The sequence below is a fragment of the Streptomyces sp. NPDC006174 genome, from assembly GCF_040614075.1.
Taxonomy (GTDB): domain Bacteria; phylum Actinomycetota; class Actinomycetes; order Streptomycetales; family Streptomycetaceae; genus Streptomyces.
In genome coordinates this window covers 158,463-184,819 of sequence record NZ_JBEXTJ010000011.1, presented here as the reverse complement: position 1 = coordinate 184,819, position 26,357 = coordinate 158,463, and the positions used below count along the sequence as shown (strand labels likewise).

Below are 26,357 nucleotides of genomic sequence, written 5' to 3'. Positions count from 1 at the left end.
GGTCCGGCGGCACTATTGTGAGGAGATGCCCGCCCCGGCACGGTTTGTCGCGAATGAGGTGTGACTCGGGCCACGCGGATTGGGCGTAACACTCCTCGAAGCAGCGCGATGACTTAAGAGGTGACCGCCGCGGAAGGAATACAGCCGCCCTAGGGTGCGCTGTTCAGTTCTGAGGCCAAACCCGCGCCGTCGGCGACATCCCCAGTCGACGGTCGTCGGTTCCAGCCCTCTCCAGGGCAGGGCCGGAAGCCGTTTCCATCGTTCCGAGAGGTTGTTCGTGTCGGCCAGCACATCCCGTACGCTCCCGCCGGAGATCGCCGAGTCCGAGTCTGTGATGGCGCTCATCGAGCGGGGAAAGGCTGATGGGCAGATCGCCGGCGATGACGTGCGTCGGGCCTTCGAGGCTGACCAGATTCCGCCAACCCAGTGGAAGAATGTTCTGCGCAGCCTCAACCAGATCCTCGAGGAAGAGGGTGTGACGCTGATGGTCAGTGCCGCGGAGTCGCCGAAGCGCGCCCGCAAGAGCGTCGCAGCGAAGAGCCCGGTCAAGCGCACCGCCACCAAGACTGTCGCGGCGAAGACCACCGTGACGAGGACCGTCGCGGCCACCGCCGCCCCGGCGGCCGAGAGTGCGGACGCGGTGGCCGACGACGCCGTCGCGGCCGCCCCCGCGAAGAAGGCGGCAGCCAAGAAGACGGCTGCCAAGAAGACCGCCGTGAAGAAGACGGCGGCCAAGAAGACAGCGGCGAAGAAGTCCGGCAAGCAGGACGACGAGCTGCTCGACGGTGACGAGGCCGTCGAAGAGGTCAAGGCCGGCAAGGGCGAGGAAGAGGAGGGCGAGGGCGAGAACAAGGGCTTCGTCCTCTCCGACGACGACGAGGACGACGCGCCTGCCCAGCAGGTCGCCGTCGCCGGCGCCACCGCCGACCCGGTCAAGGACTACCTCAAGCAGATCGGCAAGGTCCCGCTCCTCAACGCCGAGCAGGAGGTCGAGCTCGCCAAGCGCATCGAGGCCGGTCTCTTCGCCGAGGACAAGCTCGCCAACGCCGACAAGCTCGCGCCGAAGCTCAAGCGCGAGCTGGAGATCATCGCCGAGGACGGCCGCCGCGCCAAGAACCACCTCCTGGAGGCCAACCTCCGCCTGGTGGTCTCGCTGGCCAAGCGCTACACCGGCCGCGGCATGCTCTTCCTGGACCTGATCCAGGAGGGCAACCTCGGTCTGATCCGCGCGGTCGAGAAGTTCGACTACACCAAGGGCTACAAGTTCTCCACGTACGCCACCTGGTGGATCCGTCAGGCGATCACCCGCGCCATGGCCGACCAGGCCCGCACCATCCGTATCCCGGTGCACATGGTCGAGGTCATCAACAAGCTCGCGCGCGTCCAGCGCCAGATGCTCCAGGACCTGGGCCGTGAGCCCACCCCGGAGGAGCTGGCCAAGGAGCTCGACATGACCCCGGAGAAGGTCATCGAGGTCCAGAAGTACGGTCGCGAGCCGATCTCGCTGCACACCCCGCTCGGCGAGGACGGCGACAGCGAGTTCGGTGACCTGATCGAGGACTCCGAGGCCGTCGTCCCGGCGGACGCGGTGAGCTTCACGCTCCTCCAGGAGCAGCTGCACTCGGTGCTCGACACGCTCTCCGAGCGTGAGGCCGGCGTGGTCTCGATGCGCTTCGGTCTCACCGACGGCCAGCCGAAGACGCTGGACGAGATCGGCAAGGTCTACGGCGTGACGCGTGAGCGCATCCGTCAGATCGAGTCGAAGACGATGTCGAAGCTCCGCCACCCGTCCCGTTCGCAGGTCCTGCGCGACTACCTGGACTAGAACACAGGGCGGAAGATTCACCGGCGGAGGGCCCGGATCCCAGGGGATCCGGGCCCTCCGGCGTGTCCGCGGGTGCGGAGGCGGACGGGCTGGATCACGCTGGGTGGATCGTTGCCACCTCAGTGTCAGGAGCCTTCATGCCCCGTCCCGTCGTCCGTGCCCTGGCCGGGTTCCTCGCCCTGACCGCCGCGGCCGCAGTGGCGCCTCTCGCGGCCCCGCTCCCGGCCGCCGCCGACAGCGTCGTCGTCGGCGGACAGCCGACCCCCGTGGCGGACAGCCCGTGGGCGGTGGCCCTGTCGAGCCGTGAGCGGTTCGGCGGAGCGCGCTCGGGCCAGTTCTGCGGCGGCGTCGCCGTGGCGCCCACGAAGATCCTGACGGTCGCCCACTGTCTGGGTGAAGAGGCGCTCGGCGGACCGGTCAGCCGGGTGCGGGACCTGCGCGTCATCGCCGGGAGGGACCGGCTGGGTGACACCGCCGGTCAGGAGATCCCGGTCCGGACGGTCTGGGTCAATCCGGCGTACGACCCCGGCACCAACGCCGGAGACCTCGCGGTGCTGACCCTGGCCCGCGCGCTGCCGAGGAGCGGCGTCATCCCGATGGCCCGGGCCGGGGACGAGGCGTACCGGGCCGGGACGGGCGCGGCGGTCTACGGGTGGGGCGACACGACCGGAGCCGGTACGTACGCCTCCGTGCTGCGCTCCGCCCGCGTCCAGGTCCTGCCGGACGCCGAGTGCGCGCGGGCCTACCCGGGCGGCAGGGAGGGCACGTACGACGCCTCAGGGATGCTCTGTGCGGGCGATCCCAGGGGCGGGCGGGACGCGTGCCAGGGAGACAGCGGCGGGCCGCTGGTGGCCCGTGGGCGGCTCATCGGCCTGGTGTCGTGGGGCAGCGGCTGCGGACGCGTCGGCAGCCCCGGTGTGTACACCCGGGTCTCGGCCGCCGTGAAGTGGGCCGAGGGCCGCATCTGAGCGGCTGAACCGGGCCGTGGAGGCCTGTGGGAGGACACGAGAACGGGCGGCGCCCCCGGTGGGGGTGCCGCCCGTCGGCCGGTCCTGGACCGGCCCCTGGCTCGTCGTGGATGCGAGGTGTCAGTGTTGGTCCTCGTCGGCGGTCGCCTGCACGGCGGTGAGCCGATCCGTCTCATCCTGTATTTCCGCGGCGATCTTCTTGAGTTCCGGCTCGAACTTGCGCCCGTGGTGGGCGCAGAAGAGCAGTTCACCGCCGCTGATCAGGACGACGCGCAGATAAGCCTGGGCGCCGCAACGGTCACAGCGGTCTGCTGCGGTCAGCGGGCTCGCGGGGGTCAGAACAGTAGTCACGTCGCCTCTTCTCTAGCTCGACGAGCTGTCGTACCAGGGTCAACATCCAACCAGGCCGAAAACGTTCCCGCTCGTGGCTTTTCTTCGAAACTTCTTCTCGGGATGGCTGTCAGTTGCCGGTTGGCGGCGAATGTGCCGTATGCGGAGCGCTACGGTTTCGCATTGCTTGTCTTGGGGATGGGTCCCGCCGGCCGGCTTGCCGGTGTGTTCATCAGGACGTGCCCGGAGCCTAAATGGTTCATGCCTCGAAGGGAACGTGATGTGCACGTCACTCCGACGAATGATCGAACATCCATGCGAGCCCGGATGAAGCTCGTCTAGCATGAGGATTCCCCGAGGGTGGCGTTACAACCGCTCTACCAGGCCTCTGTAGGCTCTCAGCGGCAACCGAAGCCGACCGTGATACCCACCAAGGGCCCAGATGAAATTCAGCGAGGAGCGAACCGCGTGACCGCCGAAACGTCCGTGCCGTCCACCGCGATGCTGACCGCAGCAGGCGGCGACCGGGACAGCTCCAACTACACCGCGCGGCACCTTCTCGTCCTCGAAGGACTTGAGGCGGTCCGCAAGCGCCCCGGGATGTACATCGGGTCCACCGACAGCCGTGGCCTCATGCACTGCCTCTGGGAGATCATCGACAACTCCGTCGACGAGGCCCTGGGCGGTCACTGCGACCTGATCGAGGTCATCCTCCACGACGACGCCTCCGTGGAGGTCCGGGACAACGGACGCGGCATCCCCGTGGACGTCGAGCCCAAGACCGGCCTCTCCGGCATCGAGGTCGTCATGACCAAGCTGCACGCCGGCGGCAAGTTCGGTGGCGGCTCCTACGCCGCCTCCGGCGGCCTCCACGGCGTCGGCGCCTCCGTGGTCAACGCCCTCTCCGCCCGTCTCGACGTCGAGGTCGACCGCAACAGCGCGACCCACTCCATCAGCTTCCGCCGCGGCGTCCCCGGCATGTTCACCGAGCAGGGCCCCGACAGCCCCTTCGACCCGGCCAACGGCCTCCGTAAGGGCAAGCGGGTCCCGAAGACCCGTACCGGTACCCGGGTCAGGTACTGGGCCGACCGGCAGATCTTCCTCAAGGACGCCAAGCTCAACCTGGAGACCCTCCACCAGCGGGCCCGCCAGACCGCCTTCCTCGTCCCCGGCCTCACCATCGTGGTCCGCGACGAGCGCGGTCTCGACGGCGAGGGCAAGACGGAGGAGACGTTCCGCTTCGACGGCGGCATCAGCGAGTTCTGCGAGTACCTGGCGCAGGACAAGGCCGTCTGCGACGTCCAGCGGCTGACCGGCACCGGCATCTTCAAGGAGACCGTCCCGGTCCTCGACGACCGCGGCCACATGACCGCGACCGAGGTCACCCGCGAGCTCGGCGTCGACATCGCGCTGCGCTGGGGCACCGGCTACGACACCACCGTCCGCTCCTTCGTCAACATCATCGCCACCCCCAAGGGCGGCACCCACGTCAGCGGTTTCGAGCGCTCGCTGACCAGGACGGTGAACGAGGCGCTCCGCTCGCAGAAGCTGCTCCGGGTCGCCGAGGACGACGTGGTGAAGGATGACGCGCTGGAAGGGCTCACCGCCGTCGTGACCGTACGGCTGGCGGAGCCGCAGTTCGAGGGCCAGACCAAGGAGGTGCTCGGCACCTCGGCGGCCAACCGGATCGTCGCGGCCGTGGTCGCCAAGGAGCTGAAGGCGTTCCTGACCTCCACCAAGCGGGACGCCAAGGCGCAGGCCCGCGCGGTCCTGGAGAAGGCCGTCGCCGCCGCCCGTACGCGGATCGCGGCCCGCCAGCACAAGGACGCCCAGCGCCGCAAGACCGCGCTGGAGTCCTCCTCGCTGCCGGCCAAGCTCGCCGACTGCCGCAGCGACGACGTCGAGCGCAGCGAACTGTTCATCGTCGAGGGCGACTCGGCGCTCGGCACCGCCAAGCTGGCGCGGAACAGCGAGTTCCAGGCGCTCCTGCCGATCCGCGGCAAGATCCTCAACGTCCAGAAGTCGTCCGTCTCGGACATGCTGAAGAACGCCGAGTGCGGCGCCATCATCCAGGTCATAGGAGCCGGGTCCGGCCGGACCTTCGACATCGACGCCGCGCGGTACGGCAAGGTGATCATGATGACCGACGCCGATGTGGACGGCTCCCACATCCGTACCCTGCTGCTGACCCTCTTCCAGCGCTACATGCGCCCGATGGTCGAGGCCGGACGGGTCTTCGCCGCCGTGCCGCCGCTGCACCGGATCGAGCTGGTCCAGCCCAAGAAGGGCCAGGACAAGTACGTGTACACGTACTCGGACAACGAGCTGCGCCAGACGCTGCTGGAGTTCCAGCGCAGGAACGTCCGGATCAAGGAGTCCATCCAGCGCTACAAGGGCCTCGGTGAGATGGACGCCGACCAGCTGGCCGAGACCACCATGGACCCGCGCCATCGCACGCTGCGCCGGATCAACATCGGGGACCTGGAATCCTCCGAGCAGGTCTTCGACCTCCTGATGGGCAACGAGGTCGCGCCGCGCAAGGAGTTCATCACCAGCTCGGCCGCGACCCTGGACCGCTCGCGCATCGACGCGTAAGGAGCCGTATCAGCTCTTTGAGGCCCCCGCCTTCCCGGATGACCGGAAGGGCGGGGGCCCGCTTGCGTTCGGGACTTCTGTCACCTGAAGAGGTGAATTCGGGCGAATGGCCCGCCCGCGAGCTTCCGCCACCACTCATCGTGGGCCACGCGGCCGAAAAGGTCCGTGGACAAGGGAGTTGCCCGGTGGAGAAGGAAGCAGGGCCGGCGGCCGCGGGAGTGCGGCTCGACGACCCGTGGGACGAGGCGTCGGCCGCGGGCTGGGACGAGGCGGAAGGCGCGGGCTGGGACGAGGCGGAAGGCGCGGCGGTGGACGGCGCGCCCGGCCCCGGAGAGCCGGAACCCCGGCCCGGCGCGGCCGAGATCTACCTGGAAGTGCACCGGAGCGAGGCCTTCCGCGAGGTGCGCCGCCGCTACCGACGCTTCGTGGCGCCCGCCGCGCTCGCCTTCCTCCTCTGGTACCTCGCGTACGTCGTCGCGGCCACCACCGCGCCCGCGTTGATGGCCCGTCCGGTCGTCGGCGCGGTCAACGTGGCGATGGTGGCGGGCCTCGGCCAGTTCCTCACCACCTTCCTCCTGACCTGGGCGTACGCACGCCACGCGCGGCTGCGCAGGGACCGGGCCGCGCTCGATCTGCGGTGGGACACGCAGGAGTTGACGCGAGGAGCCGCACGGCAGGCGACGGGAGGGCGAGGACGTTGAGAGGCGACCACCAGACACTCGCCCTGCTGCTGTTCTGTGCGTTCATCGCGGTGACGCTCTTCATCACCACCTGGGCCAGCCGCAACCGGCAGGGCTCCGCCGAGGAGTTCTACGCCGGCGGACGCCTCTTCTCGCCGATGGAGAACGGATTCGCCATCGCCGGCGACTACATGTCGGCCGCCTCCTTCCTCGGCATCTCCGGACTGATCGCCCTCTTCGGCTACGACGGCATGCTCTACTCGGTCGGCTTCCTGGTCGCCTGGCTGGTGGTCCTGCTGCTGGTCGCCGAACTCGTCCGCAACTGCGGCCGGTACACCCTCGCCGACGTGGTCGCCGCCCGGATGGCCGAGCGCCCGGTCCGTACCGCGCTCGGCACCTCCTCCGTCACCGTCTCCGTGCTCTACCTGGTCGCGCAGATGGTAGGCGCGGGCTCCCTGGTGGCCCTGCTGCTCGGCGGGACGAGCGAGGCGGCCCGCACGTGGACCGTGGTCGGTGTCGGCGCGCTGATGGTCATCTACGTCTCCTTCGGCGGGATGCGCGCCACCACCTGGATCCAGATCGTCAAGGCCGTACTGCTGATGGGCGGAGCGGTCGCGCTCACCGTGCTCGTCCTGGTCCACTTCCGCGGTGACGTCAACAGCCTGCTCAACACCGCGGCCGAACGCAGCGGCCACGGCAAGGACTTCCTCGTACCCGGCCTGCGGTACGGCGGTGACTGGACCGCGCGCTGCGACTTCATCAGCCTCGGTGTGGCCCTCGTCCTGGGCACGGCGGGACTGCCGCACATCCTGGCGCGCTTCTACACCGTGCCCACCGCTCGCGCCGCGCGCCGGTCCGTCGTCTGGTCCATCGGCCTCATCGGCAGCTTCTACCTGATGACGATCGTGCTCGGCTTCGGCGCCGCCGCTCTGGTCGGCTCCGCCGAGGTCCGCTCCTCGAACGCCGCCGGCAACACCGCCGTACCGCTGCTGGCCCTCAACCTCGGTGGCGGCGAGGGTTCCACCGGCGGAACGGTTCTCTTCGCCATGGTCGCCGCCATCGCCTTCGCCACGATCCTCGCCGTCGTCGCAGGTATCACGCTGGCCTCCTCGGCCTCCGTCGCCCACGACCTCTACGCCTCGCTCCGCCGTCCGGGCCGCAAGCAGTACGGCGAAGTGGCCGTCGCCCGGGTCGCCGCCGCCGTCATCGGCGCGGTCGCCATCGCGCTCGGCCTCCTCGCCCAGAACCTCAACGTGGCCTTCCTCGTCGGCCTCGCCTTCGCGGTGGCCGCGTCGGCCAACCTGCCGGCGCTGCTCTACTCGCTGTTCTGGCGGAACTTCACGACCCGTGGCGCGGTCTGGGCGGTGTACGGAGGCCTCGTCCCGGCCGTCGTCCTGGTCCTGGTCTCACCGGTCGTCTCGGGCAGCGCCACGTCCCTGTTCCCGGGCGTCGACTTCCAGCTCTTCCCGCTGGAGAACCCGGGGCTGGTCTCGATCCCGCTCGGCTTCCTGGCGGGCTGGCTCGGCACGGTCACCTCGCGCGAGAAGCCGGACGAGGCGAAGCACGCCGAGAGCGAGGTCCGGGCGCTGACGGGGGCGGGAGCGGCGTGAGCGGGGGCGGCCTGAAACGGGCCCGGGCCAGGCTCTGAAAGGCTCCTAGGCCCAGGCGTACCGGTGCTCCGGGCGGCCCGTCTCGCCGTACCGCAGCGTCAGCCGGACCTTCCCCGTCCGCTCCAGCAGCTTCAGATAGCGCTGCGCCGTCTGCCGGCTCATGCCCGCGCTCTCCGCGACCTCCTGCGCGGAGAGCGGGCCGTCCGCGTCGCGCAGTGCCCGCCGGACCAGTTCGGCGGTGGTGGGGGAGTGGCCCTTGGGCAGGTCCGGCTCGCCCGCCGCCCACAGAGCGCCGAAGAGCCGGTCCACCTCCGCCTGCTCGGCCTGGCCGCCGCCGTCGAGCGTGTGGCGGAGCGCCGCGTACGCGGTCAGCTTCGAGCGGAGACCGGCGTACGTGAACGGCTTCACCAGGTACTGGAGCGCGCCGTGCCGCATCGCGTCCTGCACGGTCGCCACATCGCGCGCGGCGGTCACCATGATGACGTCGACCTGGCGGCCCAGCCGGCGCAGCTCCCGTACGACGGCGAGGCCGTTGCGGTCCGGGAGGTAGTGGTCCAGCAGGATCAGGTCCACCGGCACCTCCTCGACCACGGCCAGCGCCTGCGCCGCCGAGTGGGCCCGCGCGGCCACCCGGAATCCGGCGACCTTGGCGACGTACGCGGCGTTGATCCCCGCCACCCGGACGTCGTCGTCCACGATCAGGACCTGGATCACCGTTCGCCTCCTGTCGTGGTGCTCGCTGTGCCGAGCGCCTCCGGGAGGACGACCGTGAAGACCGCGCCGCCGCCGTCGGCCCCGGCGACGGTCACGCTGCCGCCCTGGCGCTCCGCGAGCCGGCGGACCAGCGGCAGCCCGAGGCCCCGCTTGCCGTGGGCCGGGAGGTCCTTGGTGGACCAGCCCTCGGTGAAGATCGAGCCGTACCGCTCCGGAGCGATCCCGGGACCGCTGTCGCTCACCTGCAGCACCACCGTACGGCCCTCGGCCCGCAGTCCGACCTCGATCCGGGCGTCCTTCGACCCGGCCGCCGCGTCCGTGGCGTTGTCGACCAGGTTGCCGACCACCGTGACCAGGCCGCGCGGGTCCACCACACGGTCCGGCAGCAGCGTGCCGGGCGCCAGCCGCAGCGAGACACCGCGCTCGGCGGCCACGGTCGTCTTGCCGACGAGCAGCGCGGCCAGCAGCGGGTCCCGCACCTTCTCGGTGACCTGCTCCGCCGTCGCCCGGTGGACGCCGACCACCTCCGTCACGAACTCCATGGCGTCCTCGTGCATCTCCAGCTCCAGCAGTCCCAGCAGCGTGTGGAGCCGGTTGGCGTGCTCGTGGTCCTGGGCGCGCAGTGCGTCGATCAGACCGGTGGTGGAGTCCAGCTCGCGGCCGAGGTGTTCCAGCTCGGTCCGGTCGCGCAGGGTCACCACGGCCCCGCCGTCGTCCGTCTCCATCCGGTTGGCCAGCAGCACCCGGCCGCCCTGGACCGCCAGCAGGTCCTCGCCCACCACCCGGCCCGCCAGCACATCCGCGGTCCGGCCGCCGTCCAGCACCTCCTCCAGCGGCCGGCCGGCCACCTCGGGGCCGAGCCCGAGCAGCCGCTGCGCCTCGTCGTTGAGCAGCCGGACCCGGCCCGTCCCGTCGAGCGCGACGACGCCTTCGCGGATGGAGTGCAGCATCGCCTCGCGCTCGGTCAGCAGCGCGGAGATATCGGAGAACGCCAGGTCATGGGTCTGCCGTTGCAGCCGGCGGGAGATGAGGTACGCGGCGAGCGCGCCGACGGCCAGGGCCGTGCCGGCGTACGCGAGGAGGCCCGGGATCGCGCCGAGGAGGCGGGCGCGGACGCTGTCGTACTCGATGCCGACCGAGACCGCGCCGACCACCTCCGACGAGCCGGAACCGCCGAACAGCGGCACCTTGCCCCGCGCCGAGCGGCCGAGCGTTCCGCTGTCGATCTCCATGACCTCCCGGCCGCGCAGCGCGTCGCCGGGGTCGGTGGAGACCACCTCGCCGATCCGGTCCGCCTCCGGGTGCGACCAGCGCACGCCTCGGTGGTCCAGCACGACGACGTACTCCGCGCCGGTGGCCCGCCGGATCTCCTCGGCGGCGGACTGTACGGGACCGAACGCGGACGGCTCCGTGGTGCGCAGGTCCTCCGCGATCCCGGGCTGGGCGGCCGTGCTCTGCGCGATCGCCAGCGCGCGACGCATCGCCTCGTCGTCGAGCTGGGCGCTGAGCGGGGCCAGGAAGAGGCCGGTGACCAGCACGGTGACGCCCGTGATGATGGCCAGCTGCATCAGCAGCACCTGGGAGAAGACCCGCTGCGGCCAGCCGAACCGGCGCTGCGCCCGGCCGGAGAGGGGTGCGGCGTTCATCGTAGAGACGGTAAGGGGCGTGGCGTCCGGGCGGAAATCCACCGGGTTCGCCGGGCCGTTCCCCTTGCCTGGCGGCGCGGCTTCTGTGAGCGTTCTCGTACGGGCGTTCTGGGAGCTGCGGGGAGTTCGTCAGGAGCGCAATCTGCTTGCACTTCTTGCGCTAATCTTGCGCTCATGACGCGACGACTTGCTCAAGTGGCCCAGAAGGTGGGAGTCAGCGAGGCGACGGTCAGCCGGGTGCTGAACGGCAAGCCGGGCGTCTCCGACGCCACCCGGCAGGCCGTCCTCTCCGCGCTGGACGTCCTCGGCTACGAGCGGCCCACTCAGCTGCGAGGAGAGCGGGCCCGGCTGGTCGGGCTCGTCCTGCCCGAGCTGCAGAACCCGATCTTCCCGGCCTTCGCCGAAGTGGTCGGCGGCGCGCTCGCGCAGCAGGGGCTGACCCCGGTGCTCTGCACGCAGACCAAGGGCGGCGTCTCGGAGGCCGACTACGTGGAGCTCCTCCTCCAGCAGCAGGTCTCCGGCGTGGTCTTCGCGGGCGGCCTGTACCACCAGGAGGACGCCCCGCACGACCACTACAAGGTGCTCGCCGACCGCAAGATCCCGGTCGTCCTGATCAACGCGGCCATCGACCGCCTCGGCTTCCCGGGCGTCTCCTGCGACGACTCGGTCGCCGTCGAACAGGCCTGGCGCCACCTCGTCTCGCTCGGCCACGAGCGCATCGGCCTCGTCCTCGGCCCCTCCGACCACGTGCCCTCGCAGCGCAAGCTGGCCGCCGCCCGGACGCTCGCCGAGGAGGCCGGCACCAGCATCCCCGACGAGTGGGTGGCGCGGGCGATGTTCTCGCTGGAGGGCGGACAGGCCGCCGCGATGCGGCTGCTGGAGCGCGGCGTCACCGGCATCATCTGCGCCAGCGACCCGCTGGCTCTCGGCGCGGTCCGGGCCGCCCGCCGCCGCGGCCTCTCGGTCCCCGGCGACGTATCGGTCGTGGGCTATGACGACTCGGCGTTCATGAACTGCACCGAGCCGCCGCTGACCACCGTCCGCCAGCCCATCGAGGCCATGGGCCGCGCGGCCGTGGAGCTGCTCTCGGTGCAGATCGGCGGCCGGACCGTGCCCTCGGACGAGCTGCTCTTCGAGCCCGAGCTGGTGGTGCGTGGCTCCACCGCGCAGCCGCCGCGCGAGAATTCCCTCTGATCCGTAGCTAATTTGCGCTGGCCCTCAGAGCTGAAGAGTGGGTCGTGGCCCGGTGTACTGCCCGCTCGGCCGGATCCGCAGCGGGCGCTCCGCGTACTCCTCCAGCGCGTGCGCGATCCAGCCCGCCGTGCGCGAGATGGCGAACACCGTCTCGCCCGCCTCCGCCGCCATCCCGTAGGCCACGGAGAGGACGGCGAGCGCCAGGTCGACGTTGGCGTGCAGCGGTGCGTGGCGGGCCGTCGTGGCGACCACCTCGCGGGCCGCCGCCAGCGCTCCGGCCGCCTGCGGCACGTCCTCCAGCAGCGCGAACAGGGTCCGGGCCCGTGGATCCTCGCCCCGGTAGAGCCGGTGGCCCAGCCCCGGCACCCGGCGCCCGGTCCGCAGATGGTCGGCGACGACCGGCACCGCGCTGCCCCGGTCCACGGCCTCCTGGAGCATGCGGTGGGCCAGTCCGCTGGCGGCGCCGTGCAGCGGACCCTCCAGGACCCCGAGGCCGGCGGAGACCACGGCGTACGGATGGGCGTGCGCCGAGGCGGCGACCCGTGCGGCCAGGGTGGAGGCCGCGAGATCGTGGTCGATCAGGAGGGCCAGCGCGGTGTCCAGGACGGCGAGGCCCGGGGCGTCGGCGGGCCGAGCGGTCAGCCGTGGCCAGAGCCGGTGGGCCAGGGAATCTCCGCCGGCCTCCGGTGGGCCGAGCACCGGCAACGCGCCCACCAGCGTCGGGATCAGGCTCCGCGCACTGCTCAGCACCGCTCCGGGCGACAGGTCGAACCGCAGCGGGTCCGTGACCGCCGCAGCCGCCACCGCCACCCGCAGCCGATCCGTCGAACCGCTGTGCGCGGGCAGCGCGTCGACCGCCCGGCGAGCGGCAGCCAGCGTCTCGGAAGGCGCTGCGAACCGCGCGCCCGGCCGCAGCTCACCGGTCCACACCCACTCCGCGACCTCCTCGTAGCTGTGGTTCCGGGCCAGCTCCGTCGCGTCGAGCCCGCGGAAGTAGTACCGGTCCTCCTCGATCAGCGTGATGCCGGTACGGAACACGAGGTCGCCGCCGGCCGGTGACGGATCGCGCCGCCCCGAGCGCCGGGCCAGCGCCCGCACCTCCTCGGCGTCGAACGTGCTGCCCCGGCCCCCGGCCGCCCGCACGCTGCTGAGCTGGCCCCGGCTGACGTACGCGTACACCGTCTCGGCTTTCACTCCGAGCAACTCGGCCGCCTCGCGGGTGGTCAGCCGTGGTGCGTCCTGAGGCGCGGCGCCGGGCTCTGATTGATCCGTCATGGGATCACCGTATCCACTCCGCCTACACATTGATTCAATCAATATTGACGGATCGAACGTCAAGGATGAACAGTTGAATCAATGTTGCATGCACGGAGGAGAGATCGGCCATGACCACCACCCCTGTCGTTCCCGCCGTCCCGCGCGGCCTCGCCGGAGTCGTCGTCACCGACACCGCACTCGGCGATGTCCGTGGCCGCGAGGGCTTCTACCACTACCGCCAGTACGCGGCGATCGACCTCGCGCGGACGCGGAGCTTCGAGGACGTCTGGTACCTGATGTTCCACGGCGAGCTGCCCGACCGAGCAACGGCCGCCGACTTCGCCGCCCGTACGGCGAGCCTGCGCGCGCTTCCCGCCGACGTCACCGAGGCCCTGCCCGCCATCGCCCGCGCGGGCGCCGTCTCCGGACCGCTCGCCGGACTCCGTACGGCTCTGTCGCTGCTCGGCGCCTCCGCCGGATTCCGCCCGGTCTACGACCTCGACGCCGAGAGCCGCCGCAGCGACGCGCTGGCCGCCTGCGCCGCCGTACCGACGATCCTCACCGCGCTCCAGCGCCTCGGCCAGGGCCTCGAACCGGTCGAGCCCCGCGCGGACCTGCCGTACGCGGCCAACTACCTCTACATGCTCACCGGCGCCGAGCCGGAGCCCGACCGGGTCCGGGCCGTCGAGCGGTATCTGATCTCCACCATCGACCACGGCTTCAACGCCTCCACGTTCACCGGCCGCGTCGTCGCCTCCACCGGCGCCGATCTCGCCGCCTGTCTGGTCGCCGCCGTCGGCGCGCTCTCCGGACCGCTGCACGGCGGAGCGCCCAGCCGAGCGCTGGACACCCTGGACGCCATCGGCACTCCGGACCGCATCGACGGCTGGATCCGTGAGCAGGTCCTCTCCGGCCGCCGCATCATGGGCTTCGGCCACCCCGTCTACCGCACCGAGGACCCGCGCTCCCGGATGCTCAAGTCCATCGCGCAGAGCTTCGGCGGGCCGCTCGTGGACTTCGCCGTGGAGGTCGAGCGCCAGGTGGAGGCGATCCTCGCCGAGCTCAAGCCGGGACGGGAGCTGCACACCAACGTGGAGTTCTACGCCGGGGTCGTCATGGAGCTGTGCGGACTGCCGCGCGCGATGTTCACGCCCACCTTCGCCGCGGCGCGGGTGATCGGCTGGAGCGCCAATATCCTGGAGCAGGCGGAGGACTCGAAGATCATCCGTCCGGCGGCCCGCTACATCGGCACACCTCCGCCGCAGCCGGTCCCCGCACTCTGACCGCCCCACCGAGGAAGGCCCCCGTTGACCCCGCCCCGCACCCAGCAGATCCCGGTCGTCGTCCTGGCGGGCTTTCTCGGCTCAGGCAAGACCACGCTCCTGAACCACCTCCTCCGCAACCGCGCGGGCACCCGGATCGGCGTGATCGTCAACGACTTCGGGTCCATCGAGATCGACGCCATGACCGTCGCGGGACAGGTCGGCTCGACGGTCTCCCTCGGCAACGGCTGCCTGTGCTGCGCGGTCGACGCGAGCGAACTCGACACCTTCCTGGAGACGCTCACCCGCCCCTCCGCGCGCCTGGACGTGATCGTCATCGAGGCGAGCGGCCTCGCCGAACCCCAGGAGCTCGTACGGATGCTGCTGGCCAGCGAGAACCCGCACATCCTGTACGGCGGTCTGGTCGAAGTCGTCGATGCCGCCGAGTTCGACGGGGTCCGGGAGCGCCACCGGGAGATCGACCGTCATCTCGCCGTCGCGGACCTCGTCGTGCTGAACAAGACCGACCGGGTGGCGGAGACCGAGCGGGAGCGGCTGCGCACGGCGGTCGCGGAGCTGAGCGCGCCCGCCGCCGTGATCTCCGCCGTGCACGGCCGGATCGACCCGGAGCTGCTCTTCGATCCGGCGCTGCGGCCGGACGGCGAGGAGAAGATCCGCCAGCTGACCTTCGAGGATCTGCTGCGGGAGGAGGCGGGCGACGGCGATCACGCCGACCACCTCCACGCGGCCTACGAGAGCGTCGAGTTCACCTCGGACGTCCCCATGGACCCGCGCCGCTTCATCGCGTTCCTCGACTCGCGGCCCGAAGGCCTTTACCGGATCAAGGGGTTCGCGGACTTCGGTGTGGGCGACCGGGACCACCGGTACGCGCTGCACGCGGTCGGCCGGTTCCTGCGCTTCGTACCGCAGCCGTGGGCGCGGGCCGAACAGCGGCTCACCCAGCTCGTCATGATCGGCGCCGGTATCGACGCCGAGGCGCTGCGGGCCGGCCTCGCCGCCTGCCGCGCGGAGCCCGGCCCCGAAACCCCGGAGACCGAACGCGCCATGTGGGGCGTGCTCCGGTACGTACGACAGGAGCCGGAGCCCGAGGACGTACGAGAAGAAGCGGCCGCGGAGGCGTGACACCTCCGGGCCGCTTCTCACCGTACGAAGAGGCCTACAGCGGCGGTCCCGCGATCACGGACACGTTCTCCAGCAGCGGCGTGCCCGAACCGTCGCGGCGCGGGTCCGGCTCCGGCAGCTTCGCCGGCGTGCCGTTCTTCTGCGCGGCGCGGGCCGGAGTGGCGCCCGCCCAGGCGAAGACCAGCACATCCTCACCCTTCAGGAACCGCTGGCAGCGCACACCGCCGGTCGCCCGGCCCTTGCGCGGATACTGGTCGAACGGCGTGAGCTTCGACGTCAGCACCGAGTCGTCCAGCGTCCCGTGCGAACCGGCCACCGTGAATACGATCGCGTCCGCCGCCGGGTCCACCGCCGCGAACGACAGCACCTCGGCCCCGGCCGCCAGCTTGACGCCCGCCATGCCTCCGGCGGCCCGTCCCTGCGGCCGCACCGAAGCGGCGGGATAGCGCAGCAACTGCGCGTCGGAGGTGATGAAGACCAGATCCTCCTCGCCCGTACGCAACTCGGTCGCGCCGACGATGCGGTCACCGTCCTTCAGGGTGATGACCTCCAACTCGTCCTTGTTGGCCGGATAGTCCGGCACGACGCGCTTCACCACGCCCTGGAGCGTGCCGATCGCCAGCCCGGGCGAGGCCTCGTCGAGCGTGGTGAGGCAGATGAGGTCCTCGTCCGCCTCCAGCGTGAGGAACTCCGAAATCATCGCCCCGCCCGAGAGGTTGGGCTCCGCGTGGGTGTTCGGCAGCTGCGGCAGGTCGATCACCGAGAGCCGCAGCAGCCGCCCGGTCGAGGTCACCGCTCCCACGTCGCCGCGCGCCGTCGCCGCGACCGCCGAGACGATCACGTCGTGCTTGGCCCGCCGGGCGTCCTCGGAGATCTCCACCGGCTGCGCGTTGGCCGTCCGCGCCAGCAGACCCGTCGACGAGAGCAGCACCCGGCACGGGTCGTCCGCGACCTCCAGCGGCACGGAGGCGATCTGCGAACCGGCCGACTCCAGCAGCACCGTGCGCCGGTCCGTGCCGAATTTCTTCGCCACCGCCGCCAGCTCCGTGGAGACCAGCTTCCGCAGCTCCGCGTCCGACTCCAGGATCGCGGTCAGCGCCTCGATCTCGCTGTTGAGCTTGTCGCGCTCGCTCTCCAGCTCGATCCGGTCGAAGCGGGTGAGCCGGCGCAGCGGGGTGTCCAGGATGTACTGCGTCTGGATCTCGCTCAGCGAGAAGTGCGCCATCAGGCGCTCCTTCGCCTGCGCCGAGTTGTCGCTGTCCCGGATGATCCGGATGACCTCGTCGATGTCGAGCAGGGCGACGATCAGACCCTCGACCAGGTGCAGCCGGTCGCGGCGCTTGGTGCGGCGGAACTCGCTGCGCCGGCGCACGACCTCGAAGCGGTGGTCGAGATAGACCTCCAGCAGCTCCTTGAGGCCGAGCGTGAGCGGCTGGCCGTCGACCAGTGCCACGTTGTTGATGCCGAAGGACTCCTCCATCGGCGTCAGCTTGTAGAGCTGCTCCAGCACCGCTTCCGGCACGAAGCCGTTCTTCACCTCGATGACCAGACGCAGGCCGTGCGCGCGGTCGGTGAGGTCCTTGACGTCCGCGATGCCCTGGAGCTTCTTCGCCGAGACCAGGTCCTTGATCTTGGCGATCACCTTCTCCGGGCCGACGGTGAAGGGCAGTTCGGTGACGACGAGGCCCTTGCGGCGGGCCGTCACGTTCTCCACGGCGACGGTGGCGCGGATCTTGAACGTGCCGCGGCCGTTCGTGTACGCGTCCTTGATGCCGCTCAGGCCGACGATGCGGCCGCCGGTCGGCAGGTCGGGGCCGGGGACGAAGCGCATCAGCGTCTCGATGTCGGCGCCCGGATGCTTGATCAGGTGGCGGGCGGCGGCGATGACCTCGCCGAGGTTGTGCGGAGGCATGTTGGTCGCCATGCCGACCGCGATGCCCGAGACGCCGTTGACCAGGAGGTTGGGATAGGCGGCCGGAAGGACGACCGGCTCGCGCTCCTGGCCGTCGTAGTTCGACTGGAAGTCGACCGTGTCCTCGTCGATCGCCTCCGTCATCAGCGAGGTGGCGTCGGCCATCCGGCACTCGGTGTACCGCATGGCGGCCGGCGGGTCGTCGTTGCCCAGCGAGCCGAAGTTGCCGTGGCCGTCGACGAGCGGCAGCCGCATCGAGAAGGGCTGCGCCATCCGCACCAGGGCGTCGTAGATCGACGCGTCACCGTGAGGGTGCAGCTTGCCCATGACCTCGCCGACGACGCGCGCGCACTTCACATAGCCGCGGTCGGGTCGCAGTCCCATCTCGTTCATCTGGGAGACGATGCGCCGGTGCACCGGCTTCATGCCGTCGCGGGCGTCGGGCAGGGCCCTGGAGTAGATCACCGAGTACGCGTACTCGAGGAAGGAGCCCTGCATTTCGTCGACGACGTCGATGTCGAGGATCTTCTCCTCGAAGTCGTCCGGCGGCGGGGTCTTCGTGCTACGGCGGGCCATCGCGGCTGCGACTCCTTCTCGGATTGACGGATTCTGATCGGACAACCTGGGGTACTGATGCGGACCATTGTGGACCTCCGCACTGACAACGCGGACCTCGACCCGTCCGAAGCCGTCCCGGGCGGCAGGGCCGGGGACACCATCGACGGAAACTTCCGCGGAACGGGAACTTCGCCAGGTGCCGGTGCGCTTGCTTAGAGTGGCAGGTCTGGCAGGAAGTACCGGTCAGGAAGTCCAGTATCGCGATCGAAGGGACGTACATGCCCATGGGTCACACGGCCACCGCACAGGCCGGCTCCGGCGGCCTGACAGCGACCGAGCACCGCCTGGCCAACGGCCTGCGTGTGGTGCTCTCCGAGGACCATCTGACCCCGGTCGCCGCGGTCTGCCTCTGGTACGACGTCGGTTCGCGCCACGAGGTCAAGGGACGCACCGGTCTGGCTCACCTCTTTGAGCACCTGATGTTCCAGGGCTCGGGACAGGTCAAGGGGAACGGCCACTTCGAGCTCGTCCAGGGAGCCGGCGGCTCGCTCAACGGGACGACCAGCTTCGAGCGGACCAACTACTTCGAGACCATGCCCACCCACCAGGTGGAGCTGGCCCTCTGGCTGGAGGCCGACCGTATGGGCTCCCTCCTCGCCGCGCTCGACGAGGAGTCCATGGAGAACCAGCGCGACGTCGTCAAGAACGAACGCCGCCAGCGCTACGACAACGTGCCCTACGGCACCGCGTTCGAGAAGCTCACCGCCCTCTCCTACCCCGAGGGCCACCCGTACCACCACACCCCGATCGGCTCCATGGCCGACCTGGACGCGGCAACCCTGGATGACGCCCGCGCGTTCTTCCGTACGTACTACGCGCCCAACAACGCGGTGCTGTCGATCGTCGGCGACATCGACCCGGAGCAGACCCTCGCCTGGGTCGAGAAGTACTTCGGCTCCATCCCGTCCCACGACGGCAAGCAGCCGCCGCGCGACGGCACCCTGCCCGAGATCATCGGCGAGCAGCTGCGCGAAGTGGTCCACGAGGAGGTCCCGGCGCGTGCGCTGATGGCCGCCTACCGCCTCCCGCACGACGGCACCCGCAACTGTGACGCGGCCGACCTGGCGCTCACCGTGCTCGGCGGCGGCGAGTCCTCGCGGCTGCACAACCGCCTGGTCCGCCGCGACCGTACGGCGGTGGCGGCGGGCTTCGGTCTGCTGCGGCTCGCCGGTGCGCCCTCGCTGGGCTGGCTGGACGTGAAGACCTCCGGCGGTGTCGAGGTGGAGACGATCGAGGCCGCCGTCGACGAGGAGCTGGCCCGGTTCGCCGAGGAAGGCCCGACGCCGGAGGAAATGGAGCGCGCGCAGGCCCAGTTGGAGCGCGAGTGGCTGGACCGGCTGGGCACGGTCGCGGGCCGCGCCGACGAACTGTGCCGTTACGCGGTCCTGTTCGGCGACCCGCAGCTCGCCCTGACCGCCGTGGGACGCGTCCTGGACATCACCGCGGACGAGGTGCGCGAGGCGGCCCGCGCGGCCCTGCGCCCCGACAACCGGGCGGTGCTGGTCTACGAGCCCATCGAGCCGGCCGAGGACGCCGAAGAGGCCACCGACGCGCCCGAGGGAGCGGACAAGTGAGCGACGCCGCCGTGACTGGAGTAGCCATGGAGTACCACCCGCAGCCGACCCCGGGCACCGCCCGCCCGTGGGCCTTCCCCGCCCCCGAGCGCGGCGCCCTGCCCAACGGGCTGACCGTGCTGCGCTGTCACCGCCCCGGCCAGCAGGTCGTGGCCGTGGAGATCGTCCTGGACGCGCCGCTGGACGCCGAGCCCGAGGGCTTGGACGGCGTGGCCACGATCATGTCGCGCGCGCTCTCCGAAGGCACCGACAAGCACAGCGCCGAGGAGTTCGCCGCCGAGCTGGAGCGGTGCGGCGCCACCTTGGACGCACACGCCGACCACCCCGGCGTCCGCGTCTCCCTGGAGGTCCCGGCCTCCCGGCTGGCCAAGGCGCTCGGCCTGGTCGCCGAGGCCCTCCGCGCCCCGGCCTTCGCCGAGAGTGAGATCGAGCGGCTCGTCGGCAACCGCCTCGACGAGATCCCGCACGAGCAGGCCAACCCGTCCCGGCGCGCCGCCAAGCAGCTCTCCAAGGAGCTCTTCCCGGCCACCGCCCGGATGTCCCGTCCGCGCCTGGGCACCGAGGAGACCGTGCGGCGGATCGACGCCGCCGCCGTGCGCGCCTTCTTCGACGCCCACATCCGCCCGGCCACCGCGACGGCCGTCATCGTCGGCGACCTCACCGGCATCGACCTGGACGCCCTGCTCGCCGACACCCTCGGCGACTGGTCGGGCAACACGGCCCAGGCCCGCCCGGTCGCGCCGATCACCGCCGACGACGCCGGCCGCGTGGTCATCGTCGACCGTCCCGGCGCGGTTCAGACCCAGCTGCTGATCGGCCGCATCGGCGCCGACCGCCACGAGCGCGTCTGGCCGGCCCAGGTGCTCGGCACCTACTGCCTGGGCGGCACGCTCACCTCTCGTCTGGACCGGGTGCTGCGCGAGGAGAAGGGCTACACCTACGGCGTACGCGCCTTCGCCCAGGTCCTGCGCTCGACCGGGCCCGAATCGGGCGGCGCGGCGATGCTCGCCATCAGCGGTTCGGTGGACACCGAGTCCACCGGTCCGGCGCTGGAGGACCTCTGGAAGGTCCTGCGGACGCTGGCCGCCGAAGGGCTGACCGACGCCGAGCGCGAGACGGCTGTGCAGAACCTGGTGGGCGTGGCCCCGCTGAAGTTCGAGACGGCCGCCTCGGTCGCCGGCACGCTGGCCGACCAGGTCGAGCAGCACCTGCCCGACGACTACCAGGCCCAGCTGTACGCCCGCCTCGCCGAGACGGGCACCGTGGAGGCGACCGCGGCCGTGGTCAACGCCTTCCCGGTGGACCGGCTGGTCACGGTCCTCGTCGGCGACGCGGCACAGATCGCGGAGCCGGTGAAGGCGCTCGGCATCGGAGAGGTGACCGTCGTCAGCGGCTGACACACCGTCGGCACACCAGGACGGAGAGGACCCCGGCGAGGAGCGATAAGCCGGAGTCCTCTCCTTTGTCCATTTAGGGCCCTTTGTCACATCGTGATGAGGTAACTCCCTCTACGCCCTGTGGGATGCACGACAAATCCCCCTGTCCGTTTGGTGACGGACAGCCGCCTTGTCTAGCGTCGGCCCGGCTGTCCGTCACCCGTACGCCGCATCCGCGGCGCCGGGCAGCCATCGCCGAGTCCCCGTCAGGCGCGAGCCTGGGGAGCCGGGGACCCACACGTAGTCCCTGGGGTGAATCGGAACCCCGTGCCGCGAACCGGCGCGGAGCTCCGTAGGAGACCTTCCTGCTCCGAACCCGTCAGCTAACCCGGTAGGCGAGAAGGAAGGAAAGGATCAGCCCCTCCATGGCGTTCACCCGTGCCACCGGGAAGCACCGTGCCCCGAGCCGCCTCAAGCGCCACGGCGCCCATGTCGCCGGCGTCGCGGCCCTGACCACGACCGGTGTCCTCGGCACCCTGGCCTCTCCGGCCGTCGCGGCCGACTCCGAGACCCCGAAGGTCGCCGAGACCGGACTCACCCAGGCCATCGCCCTCGACGCCACGATCGCCGAGCAGATCGAGGCCCAGGCCCAGGCGCAGCACCGGCAGGCCGAAGCCGTCGCCAAGGCGAAGGCCGAGGCGGCCGCCGAAGCCAGGGCCAAGGCCGCGAAGGCCGAGGCGAAGGCGGAGGCCCAGCGCAAGGCCGAGGCCCGCGCCGAGGAGATCCGCGAGGAGAAGGCCCGGGCCGCCCGCGCCGCCGAGCGCGCCCGCCTCAACGCCTTCCACCTCCCGGTCGTCGGCTCGTCCGTCACCACCGGCTACAAGTCCGGCGGCGCGCTCTGGTCCTCCGGCAGCCATTCCGGCGTGGACTTCCGTGCCGCCTCCGGCAGCTCCGTCGTCGCGGTCGGCGCCGGTACGGTCGTCGAGGCCGGCTGGGGCGGCGCGTACGGCAACAACATCGTGCTCCGGATGACGGACGGCACGTACACCCAGTACGGCCACCTCTCCTCGATCGGCGTCTCCGTCGGCCGGAGCGTCACCTCCGGCCAGCAGATCGGCCTCTCCGGCTCCACCGGCAACTCCACCGGCCCGCACCTCCACTTCGAGGCCCGGACCACTCCGGAGTACGGCTCCGACATGGACCCGGTCGGCTACCTGCGCTCGCACGGCGTCAACGTCTGACCCGACCGCGCACCACCGCTCCTCCCGAAGGCCCCGGACTTCCCGCCGGGGCCTTCGTGCGTGCGCCGGGAATGCCCGGACCGATCCCTTCCGCTCCCGGCCTTCGGCCAGAAGATATCTATCAATTCAGGTCTGCCATCGGAAATTGCGGAAGATTGCCATAGAGTCACGGAACACGCGTCGGCCGCCCGCGTTTCGCGGGGATGAAGGCGGAGGTTCGGACATGCGCATTCCCGCGCATTCGGTATGCACGGCAATCCGTGACGACATCGTCTCCGGTGTCTACGAGCGCGGCAGCCGCCTCACCGAGGAGCTGCTGGCCCGGCGGTACGGGGTCTCCCGCGTCCCGGTCCGCGAGGCGCTGCGCACGCTGGAGTCCGAAGGCTTCGTCACCACCCGCAGGCACGCCGGGGCCTGTGTCGCCGAGCCCACCGAGCAGGAGGCCGCCGACCTGCTGGAGGTGCGGATGCTCCTGGAGCCGCTCGGCGCGGCCCGGGCCGCGCAGCGCCGCACGGAGGCCCACCTCAAGGTCCTCCGCGGGCTGGTCAGGCTGGGCCAGGAGCGGGCCCGCCGCGGCGAGGGCGAAGATCTGCGGTCGCTGGGCGGCTGGTTCCACGAGACCCTGGCCCAGGCCTCCGGCAGCCCCGGCCTGATCGCTCTGCTCACCCAGCTCCGGCACAAGATCGCCTGGATGTACGCCGTCGAGCAGCCGGTCCGACCGGTCGACTCCTGGGCCGAGCACGGGGCCATCGTGGACGCGGTGGCGCGCGGCGACGCGGAACGGGCGAGGGCGCTCACCGCTCTGCACGCGGAGCGGGCCGCCGGGGCGCACCGGCTGCGCCGGCCGGACCGCGCCGGCCGGCGGGCGGCGCCACCGCCTCGCGTGAGTTTTTCGCAACACGGCGTAAACATCGCGGGTGTCCGTCATTAACAAGCGCGCCGTATACAAAGAAAAGTAATTGCCGGGGGCTTTGTTCGTGCTGCCCGAAATAATTCTCCATCGCCTCGGAACAACGAAAGAGCCGTGGTCACCCCGGAGGGAAAACCACGGCTCAGGTCCGTCACCGTCATACGGTCCCGGAATGCGTCAGACGGTCTCGGGAAGCTCTTCGAGCCCTTCGGCGACCAGCTTCGCCAGGCGGTCCAGGGCGGCCTCGGCGTCGTCCGCGTCGGACGCGAGCACGATCTCCTCGCCACCCTGCGCACCCAGACCCAGCACCGCGAGCATGGAAGCGGCGTTGACCGGGTTGCCGTCGGCCCTGGCGATCGTCACGGGGACGCCGGAAGCCGTGGCGGCACGGACGAAGATGGAAGCGGGGCGGGCGTGCAGGCCCTCGGCCCAACCGACGTTTACGCGGCGCTCAGCCATGGTTCTGCCCTTCACATATCAACGGTTGTCTAGACCAGTCTCTCATGCGGTGCGTACTGCTGTGCCCGGCCTCCCCTCCCACCGGCAGGCCCCGGCCGTCCTCAGACTGCCCCGGTACCGATCCCTCCGCGACCGGGAGACCGGCCGTAGGCTTTGCCCATGGAGCCCACGCCGGAACAGCGTCCGCATCACGCGTACCCCGACCACTGGGAAGCGGACGTGGTGCTCCGCGACGGTGGCACCGCGCGCATCAGGCCGATCACCACGGACGACGCCGAACGGCTGGTCAGCTTCTACGAGCAGGTGTCCGACGAGTCGAAGTACTACCGGTTCTTCGCCCCGTACCCGCGCCTTTCCGACCGGGACGTGCACCGCTTCACCCATCACGACTACGTCGACCGGGTGGGGCTGGCCGTCACGATCGGCGGCGAGTTCATCGGAACCGTCCGATACGACCGCATCAACGACCAGGGCCGGCCCGCCTCCGCGCCCGCCGACGAGGCCGAGGTCGCCTTCCTCGTCCAGGACGCCCACCAGGGCCGCGGAGTCGCCTCGGCGCTGCTCGAACACATCGCCGCCGTCGCCCGCGAGCGCGGTATCCGGCGCTTCGCCGCCGAGGTGCTGCCCGCCAACAACAAGATGATCAAGGTGTTCCGGGACGCCGGCTACACCCAGCAGCGCAGCTTCGAGGACGGCTCCGTCCACCTCACTCTCGACCTCGAACCCACCGAGAAGTCGCTCGCCGTCCAGCGCGGCCGCGAGCAGCGCGCCGAGGCCCGCTCGGTCCAGCGGCTCCTCGCGCCCGGCTCCGTCGCGGTCATCGGCACCGGCCGCACACCCGGGGGAGTGGGCCGCACGGTCCTCCGCAACCTCCTCGCCGCCGGCTTCACCGGCCGTACGTACGCCGTGAACCGCGCCTTCGACGAGGGCCTCACCACGCTCGACGGCGTCCCCGCGCACCGCTCGCTCGGCGAGATCGACGAGCAGGTCGACCTCGCCGTCATCGCGGTCCCCGCCCACCGCGTTCCCGAGGCCGTCGCCGACTGCGGCGAGCACGGCGTCCAGGGCCTCGTCGTCCTCTCCGCCGGCTACGCCGAGCAGGGCTCCGCCGGCCGAGAGCTCCAGCGCGAACTGGTCCGCCAGGCCCGCTCGTACGGCATGCGCATCATCGGCCCGAACGCCTTCGGCATCATCAACACCGCCGAGTCCGTCCGGCTGAACGCCTCCCTCGCCCCGGAGTCGCCGGCCCGTGGCCGGATCGGCCTCTTCACCCAGTCCGGCGCCATCGGCATCGCTCTCCTCTCCGGCCTCCACCGGCGGGGCGCGGGCCTCTCCTCGTTCATCTCGGCCGGTAACCGGGCCGATGTCTCCGGCAACGACTTCCTCCAGTACTCGTTCGAGGACCCGGACACCGACGTCGCCCTCCTCTACCTCGAATCGCTCGGCAACCCGCGCAAGTTCACCCGCCTCGCCCGCCGCACCGCCGCCGTGAAGCCCGTCGTCGTGGTGAAGGGCGCCCGGCACAGCGGCACCAACCCGCCCGGCCACGCCGTCCCGGTCAGCCGCATCCCTGACGCCACCGTCTCCGCCCTGATGCGGCAGGCGGGCGTGATCCGGGTCGACACGGTGACCGAGATGGTGGACGCCGGACTGCTCCTGGCCGGCCAGCCGCTCCCGGCCGGGCCCCGGGTCGCGATCCTCGGCAACTCCGAGTCGCTCGGCCTCCTCACGTACGACGCCTGCCTCGCCGAAGGGCTCCGCCCGCGCCCGCCGGTCGACCTGACCACCGGCGCCTCGCCGCAGGACTTCCGGGACGCGCTGGCCGAGGCCCTCGCCGACGGGACCTGCGACACCGTGATCGTCACCGCCATCCCGTGGGTGGGCGAGAACGGCGAGGCCGAGACCGGCGACGGCGAGGTGCTGGCCGCAGCGCTGCGCGGCGCCGCCGCCGGCGGACCGGCCAAGCCCGTGGCCGTCGTCCACGTGGAGATCGGCGGCCTGGCGGAGGCGCTGGCCGCCGCGAGCAGCACCGCCGCACCCCGCACCCGGCCCACCACACTCGCCGCCCAGCCCTCCGGCCCGTCCGCCGCGGCCACTCCGCCCGCCACGACGGAGACCGCAACCGAAGAAACCGAAGAAGGCACCGAGCCTCCCGCCCGCCCCGGCCGCATCCCCGCCTACCCCGCCGCCGAACGTGCCGTACGCGCGATGGCCGAAGCCGTGAAGTACGCGCAGTGGCGGCGCCAGGCGGCCACACCGGGCAAGGTGCCCGAGTTCCTGGACGAGACCACCGACGAGCCCGGTGCCGCCGCCCTGATCGACACCCTCCTCGGTGCCACACCCGACCCGCGCGGCCGCCCGCTCACCCACGACGAGGCCCGCGAGCTGCTCGGCCGCTACGGCATCCCCGTACGCCCCACGCTCCCCGCCCCGGACCCCGAGGCAGCCGTGGCCGCGGCCGCCCGCCTCGGCTATCCGGTGGCGCTCAAGACCACCGCGCCGCACCTGCGCCACCGCGCCGACCTCGGCGGCGTACGGCTCGACCTCGCCGACGAGGACGCGCTGCGCCGCGCGTACGGAGAGTTCACCGAGCTCCTCGGCAAGCCCGCCGAACTCCTCCCGGTCGTCCAGTCCATGGCCCCGCGCGGCGTGGACACGGTCGTCCGGGCCTCCATCGACGCCGCCGCCGGAGCGATCCTCTCCTTCGGCCTCGCGGGCGCCCCCTCCGAGCTGCTCGGTGACACCGCGCACCGGCTGGTTCCGGCCACCGACCGCGACGCCGCCGAGCTGATCCGGTCCATCAAGGCGGCCCCGGTCCTCTTCGGCTGGCGCGGCTCGGCCCCCGTCGACACCCCGGCTCTGGAGGAGCTGCTGCTACGGCTGTCGCGGCTCGTCGACGACCATCCCGAAGTGGTCTCCGTGGCGCTGGAACCGGTGGTCGTGGCGCCTGCCGGCCTCACCGTCCTCGGCGCGAGCGTCCGCCTGGCCCCGCCGCCTCCGCGCGGCGACCTCGGCCCGCGCCGCCTTCCGAACTACTGACAGG

At 71.3% G+C, this 26,357-nt stretch carries 19 protein-coding genes and 1 riboswitch; of the genes, 13 read left to right on the top strand and 6 right to left on the bottom strand.

Annotated elements, in window-relative coordinates; translation table 11 throughout:
- Positions 1–277: 277 nt before the first annotated feature.
- Together ABZ267_RS24755 and ABZ267_RS24750 are read left to right on the top strand one after the other, a co-directional pair.
- Positions 278–1,825, top strand: a complete 1,548-nt coding sequence (locus tag ABZ267_RS24755) for an RNA polymerase sigma factor (protein ID WP_018516292.1) — start codon at positions 278–280, stop codon at positions 1,823–1,825.
- Between the two features lie 137 nt (positions 1,826–1,962).
- On the top strand, positions 1,963–2,793 hold the full coding sequence (locus tag ABZ267_RS24750) for a serine protease (RefSeq protein ID WP_356749113.1): 831 nt from the start codon (positions 1,963–1,965) through the stop codon (positions 2,791–2,793).
- A gap of 120 nt (positions 2,794–2,913) precedes the next feature.
- Here ABZ267_RS24750 and ABZ267_RS24745 read toward each other — a convergent pair whose 3' ends face one another.
- Complete coding sequence (locus ABZ267_RS24745; protein ID WP_018516290.1) at positions 2,914–3,144, bottom strand: hypothetical protein; 231 nt, start codon at positions 3,142–3,144, stop codon at positions 2,914–2,916.
- Between the two features lie 447 nt (positions 3,145–3,591).
- On the opposite strand from ABZ267_RS24745, the gene ABZ267_RS24740 reads away from it, so the two are divergent.
- The 3 genes from ABZ267_RS24740 to ABZ267_RS24730 all read left to right on the top strand — a co-directional run bounded on the left by ABZ267_RS24740 (position 3,592) and on the right by ABZ267_RS24730 (position 8,008).
- Entirely contained in the window at positions 3,592–5,718 is a 2,127-nt protein-coding gene (locus tag ABZ267_RS24740) for a DNA topoisomerase IV subunit B (protein WP_356749111.1), read from the top strand.
- 218 nt (positions 5,719–5,936) lie between these two features.
- Positions 5,937–6,419 (top strand): DUF485 domain-containing protein, encoded by a 483-nt coding sequence (locus ABZ267_RS24735; RefSeq protein ID WP_356749247.1) that lies wholly within the window; start codon positions 5,937–5,939, stop codon positions 6,417–6,419.
- Entirely contained in the window at positions 6,416–8,008 is a 1,593-nt protein-coding gene (locus ABZ267_RS24730; RefSeq protein WP_356749109.1) for a cation acetate symporter, read from the top strand. Before ABZ267_RS24735 ends, ABZ267_RS24730 begins: the two co-directional genes overlap by 4 nt.
- Positions 8,009–8,053: 45 nt before the next feature.
- Here the strand turns inward: ABZ267_RS24730 and ABZ267_RS24725 are convergent, their stop codons facing one another.
- Together ABZ267_RS24725 and ABZ267_RS24720 are read right to left on the bottom strand one after the other, a co-directional pair.
- Positions 8,054–8,722, bottom strand: a complete 669-nt coding sequence (locus ABZ267_RS24725; RefSeq protein WP_356749107.1) for a response regulator — start codon at positions 8,720–8,722, stop codon at positions 8,054–8,056.
- Positions 8,719–10,368 (bottom strand): sensor histidine kinase, encoded by a 1,650-nt coding sequence (locus ABZ267_RS24720; RefSeq protein WP_356749106.1) that lies wholly within the window; start codon positions 10,366–10,368, stop codon positions 8,719–8,721. The genes ABZ267_RS24725 and ABZ267_RS24720 overlap by 4 nt, the downstream gene beginning before the upstream one ends.
- Before the next feature lie 174 nt (positions 10,369–10,542).
- Between ABZ267_RS24720 and ABZ267_RS24715 the strand changes: the two genes are divergently transcribed.
- Positions 10,543–11,562 carry a LacI family DNA-binding transcriptional regulator gene (locus ABZ267_RS24715; protein ID WP_356749104.1) on the top strand — a complete coding sequence of 340 codons (1,020 nt, stop codon included), beginning with the start codon at positions 10,543–10,545 and terminating at the stop codon, positions 11,560–11,562.
- Positions 11,563–11,586: 24 nt separating this feature from the next.
- On the opposite strand, the gene ABZ267_RS24710 is transcribed toward ABZ267_RS24715, so the two are convergent.
- On the bottom strand, positions 11,587–12,837 hold the full coding sequence (locus ABZ267_RS24710) for a citrate synthase (RefSeq protein ID WP_356749102.1): 1,251 nt from the start codon (positions 12,835–12,837) through the stop codon (positions 11,587–11,589).
- 110 nt (positions 12,838–12,947) lie between these two features.
- On the opposite strand from ABZ267_RS24710, the gene ABZ267_RS24705 reads away from it, so the two are divergent.
- Both ABZ267_RS24705 and ABZ267_RS24700 read left to right on the top strand, forming a co-directional pair.
- Complete coding sequence (locus tag ABZ267_RS24705) at positions 12,948–14,102, top strand: citrate synthase/methylcitrate synthase (protein WP_356749100.1); 1,155 nt, start codon at positions 12,948–12,950, stop codon at positions 14,100–14,102.
- Between the two features lie 24 nt (positions 14,103–14,126).
- Positions 14,127–15,224: a GTP-binding protein gene (locus ABZ267_RS24700; protein ID WP_356749098.1), complete on the top strand. Its 1,098-nt coding sequence runs from the start codon at positions 14,127–14,129 to the stop codon at positions 15,222–15,224.
- A 34-nt stretch (positions 15,225–15,258) separates the two neighbouring features.
- Here the strand turns inward: ABZ267_RS24700 and ABZ267_RS24695 are convergent, their stop codons facing one another.
- Positions 15,259–17,712 carry a DNA topoisomerase IV subunit A gene (locus ABZ267_RS24695; RefSeq protein WP_356749096.1) on the bottom strand — a complete coding sequence of 818 codons (2,454 nt, stop codon included), beginning with the start codon at positions 17,710–17,712 and terminating at the stop codon, positions 15,259–15,261.
- Positions 17,713–17,972: 260 nt separating this feature from the next.
- On the opposite strand from ABZ267_RS24695, the gene ABZ267_RS24690 reads away from it, so the two are divergent.
- The 4 genes from ABZ267_RS24690 to ABZ267_RS24675 all read left to right on the top strand — a co-directional run bounded on the left by ABZ267_RS24690 (position 17,973) and on the right by ABZ267_RS24675 (position 22,876).
- On the top strand, positions 17,973–19,328 hold the full coding sequence (locus ABZ267_RS24690) for a pitrilysin family protein (RefSeq protein ID WP_356749094.1): 1,356 nt from the start codon (positions 17,973–17,975) through the stop codon (positions 19,326–19,328).
- A gap of 26 nt (positions 19,329–19,354) precedes the next feature.
- On the top strand, positions 19,355–20,725 hold the full coding sequence (locus ABZ267_RS24685) for a pitrilysin family protein (protein WP_356749245.1): 1,371 nt from the start codon (positions 19,355–19,357) through the stop codon (positions 20,723–20,725).
- Between the two features lie 222 nt (positions 20,726–20,947).
- Positions 20,948–21,116: riboswitch (cyclic di-AMP (ydaO/yuaA leader) on the top strand.
- Positions 21,117–21,129: 13 nt separating this feature from the next.
- Complete coding sequence (locus ABZ267_RS24680; RefSeq protein WP_356749092.1) at positions 21,130–21,945, top strand: M23 family metallopeptidase; 816 nt, start codon at positions 21,130–21,132, stop codon at positions 21,943–21,945.
- A 223-nt stretch (positions 21,946–22,168) separates the two neighbouring features.
- Complete coding sequence (locus ABZ267_RS24675; RefSeq protein ID WP_356749090.1) at positions 22,169–22,876, top strand: GntR family transcriptional regulator; 708 nt, start codon at positions 22,169–22,171, stop codon at positions 22,874–22,876.
- A 156-nt stretch (positions 22,877–23,032) separates the two neighbouring features.
- Here the strand turns inward: ABZ267_RS24675 and ABZ267_RS24670 are convergent, their stop codons facing one another.
- On the bottom strand, positions 23,033–23,314 hold the full coding sequence (locus ABZ267_RS24670; RefSeq protein ID WP_356749089.1) for an HPr family phosphocarrier protein: 282 nt from the start codon (positions 23,312–23,314) through the stop codon (positions 23,033–23,035).
- A 159-nt stretch (positions 23,315–23,473) separates the two neighbouring features.
- On the opposite strand from ABZ267_RS24670, the gene ABZ267_RS24665 reads away from it, so the two are divergent.
- Positions 23,474–26,353, top strand: a complete 2,880-nt coding sequence (locus ABZ267_RS24665) for a GNAT family N-acetyltransferase (RefSeq protein WP_356749087.1) — start codon at positions 23,474–23,476, stop codon at positions 26,351–26,353.
- Positions 26,354–26,357: the final 4 nt, after the last annotated feature.

What these genes read in the sequence shown, in the direction of transcription:
- ABZ267_RS24685 (WP_356749245.1), top strand. Translation starts at nt 19,355, where the DNA reads ATGGAGTACCACCCGCAGCCGACCCCGGGCACCGCCCGCCCGTGGGCC.
- ABZ267_RS24720 (WP_356749106.1), bottom strand. Translation starts at nt 10,368, where the DNA reads ATGAACGCCGCACCCCTCTCCGGCCGGGCGCAGCGCCGGTTCGGCTGG.
- ABZ267_RS24705 (WP_356749100.1), top strand. Translation starts at nt 12,948, where the DNA reads ATGACCACCACCCCTGTCGTTCCCGCCGTCCCGCGCGGCCTCGCCGGA.
- ABZ267_RS24695 (WP_356749096.1), bottom strand. Translation starts at nt 17,712, where the DNA reads ATGGCCCGCCGTAGCACGAAGACCCCGCCGCCGGACGACTTCGAGGAG.
- ABZ267_RS24670 (WP_356749089.1), bottom strand. Translation starts at nt 23,314, where the DNA reads ATGGCTGAGCGCCGCGTAAACGTCGGTTGGGCCGAGGGCCTGCACGCC.
- ABZ267_RS24750 (WP_356749113.1), top strand. Translation starts at nt 1,963, where the DNA reads ATGCCCCGTCCCGTCGTCCGTGCCCTGGCCGGGTTCCTCGCCCTGACC.
- ABZ267_RS24665 (WP_356749087.1), top strand. Translation starts at nt 23,474, where the DNA reads ATGGAGCCCACGCCGGAACAGCGTCCGCATCACGCGTACCCCGACCAC.
- ABZ267_RS24675 (WP_356749090.1), top strand. Translation starts at nt 22,169, where the DNA reads ATGCGCATTCCCGCGCATTCGGTATGCACGGCAATCCGTGACGACATC.
- ABZ267_RS24690 (WP_356749094.1), top strand. Translation starts at nt 17,973, where the DNA reads ATGCCCATGGGTCACACGGCCACCGCACAGGCCGGCTCCGGCGGCCTG.
- ABZ267_RS24680 (WP_356749092.1), top strand. Translation starts at nt 21,130, where the DNA reads ATGGCGTTCACCCGTGCCACCGGGAAGCACCGTGCCCCGAGCCGCCTC.
- ABZ267_RS24710 (WP_356749102.1), bottom strand. Translation starts at nt 12,837, where the DNA reads ATGACGGATCAATCAGAGCCCGGCGCCGCGCCTCAGGACGCACCACGG.
- ABZ267_RS24715 (WP_356749104.1), top strand. Translation starts at nt 10,543, where the DNA reads ATGACGCGACGACTTGCTCAAGTGGCCCAGAAGGTGGGAGTCAGCGAG.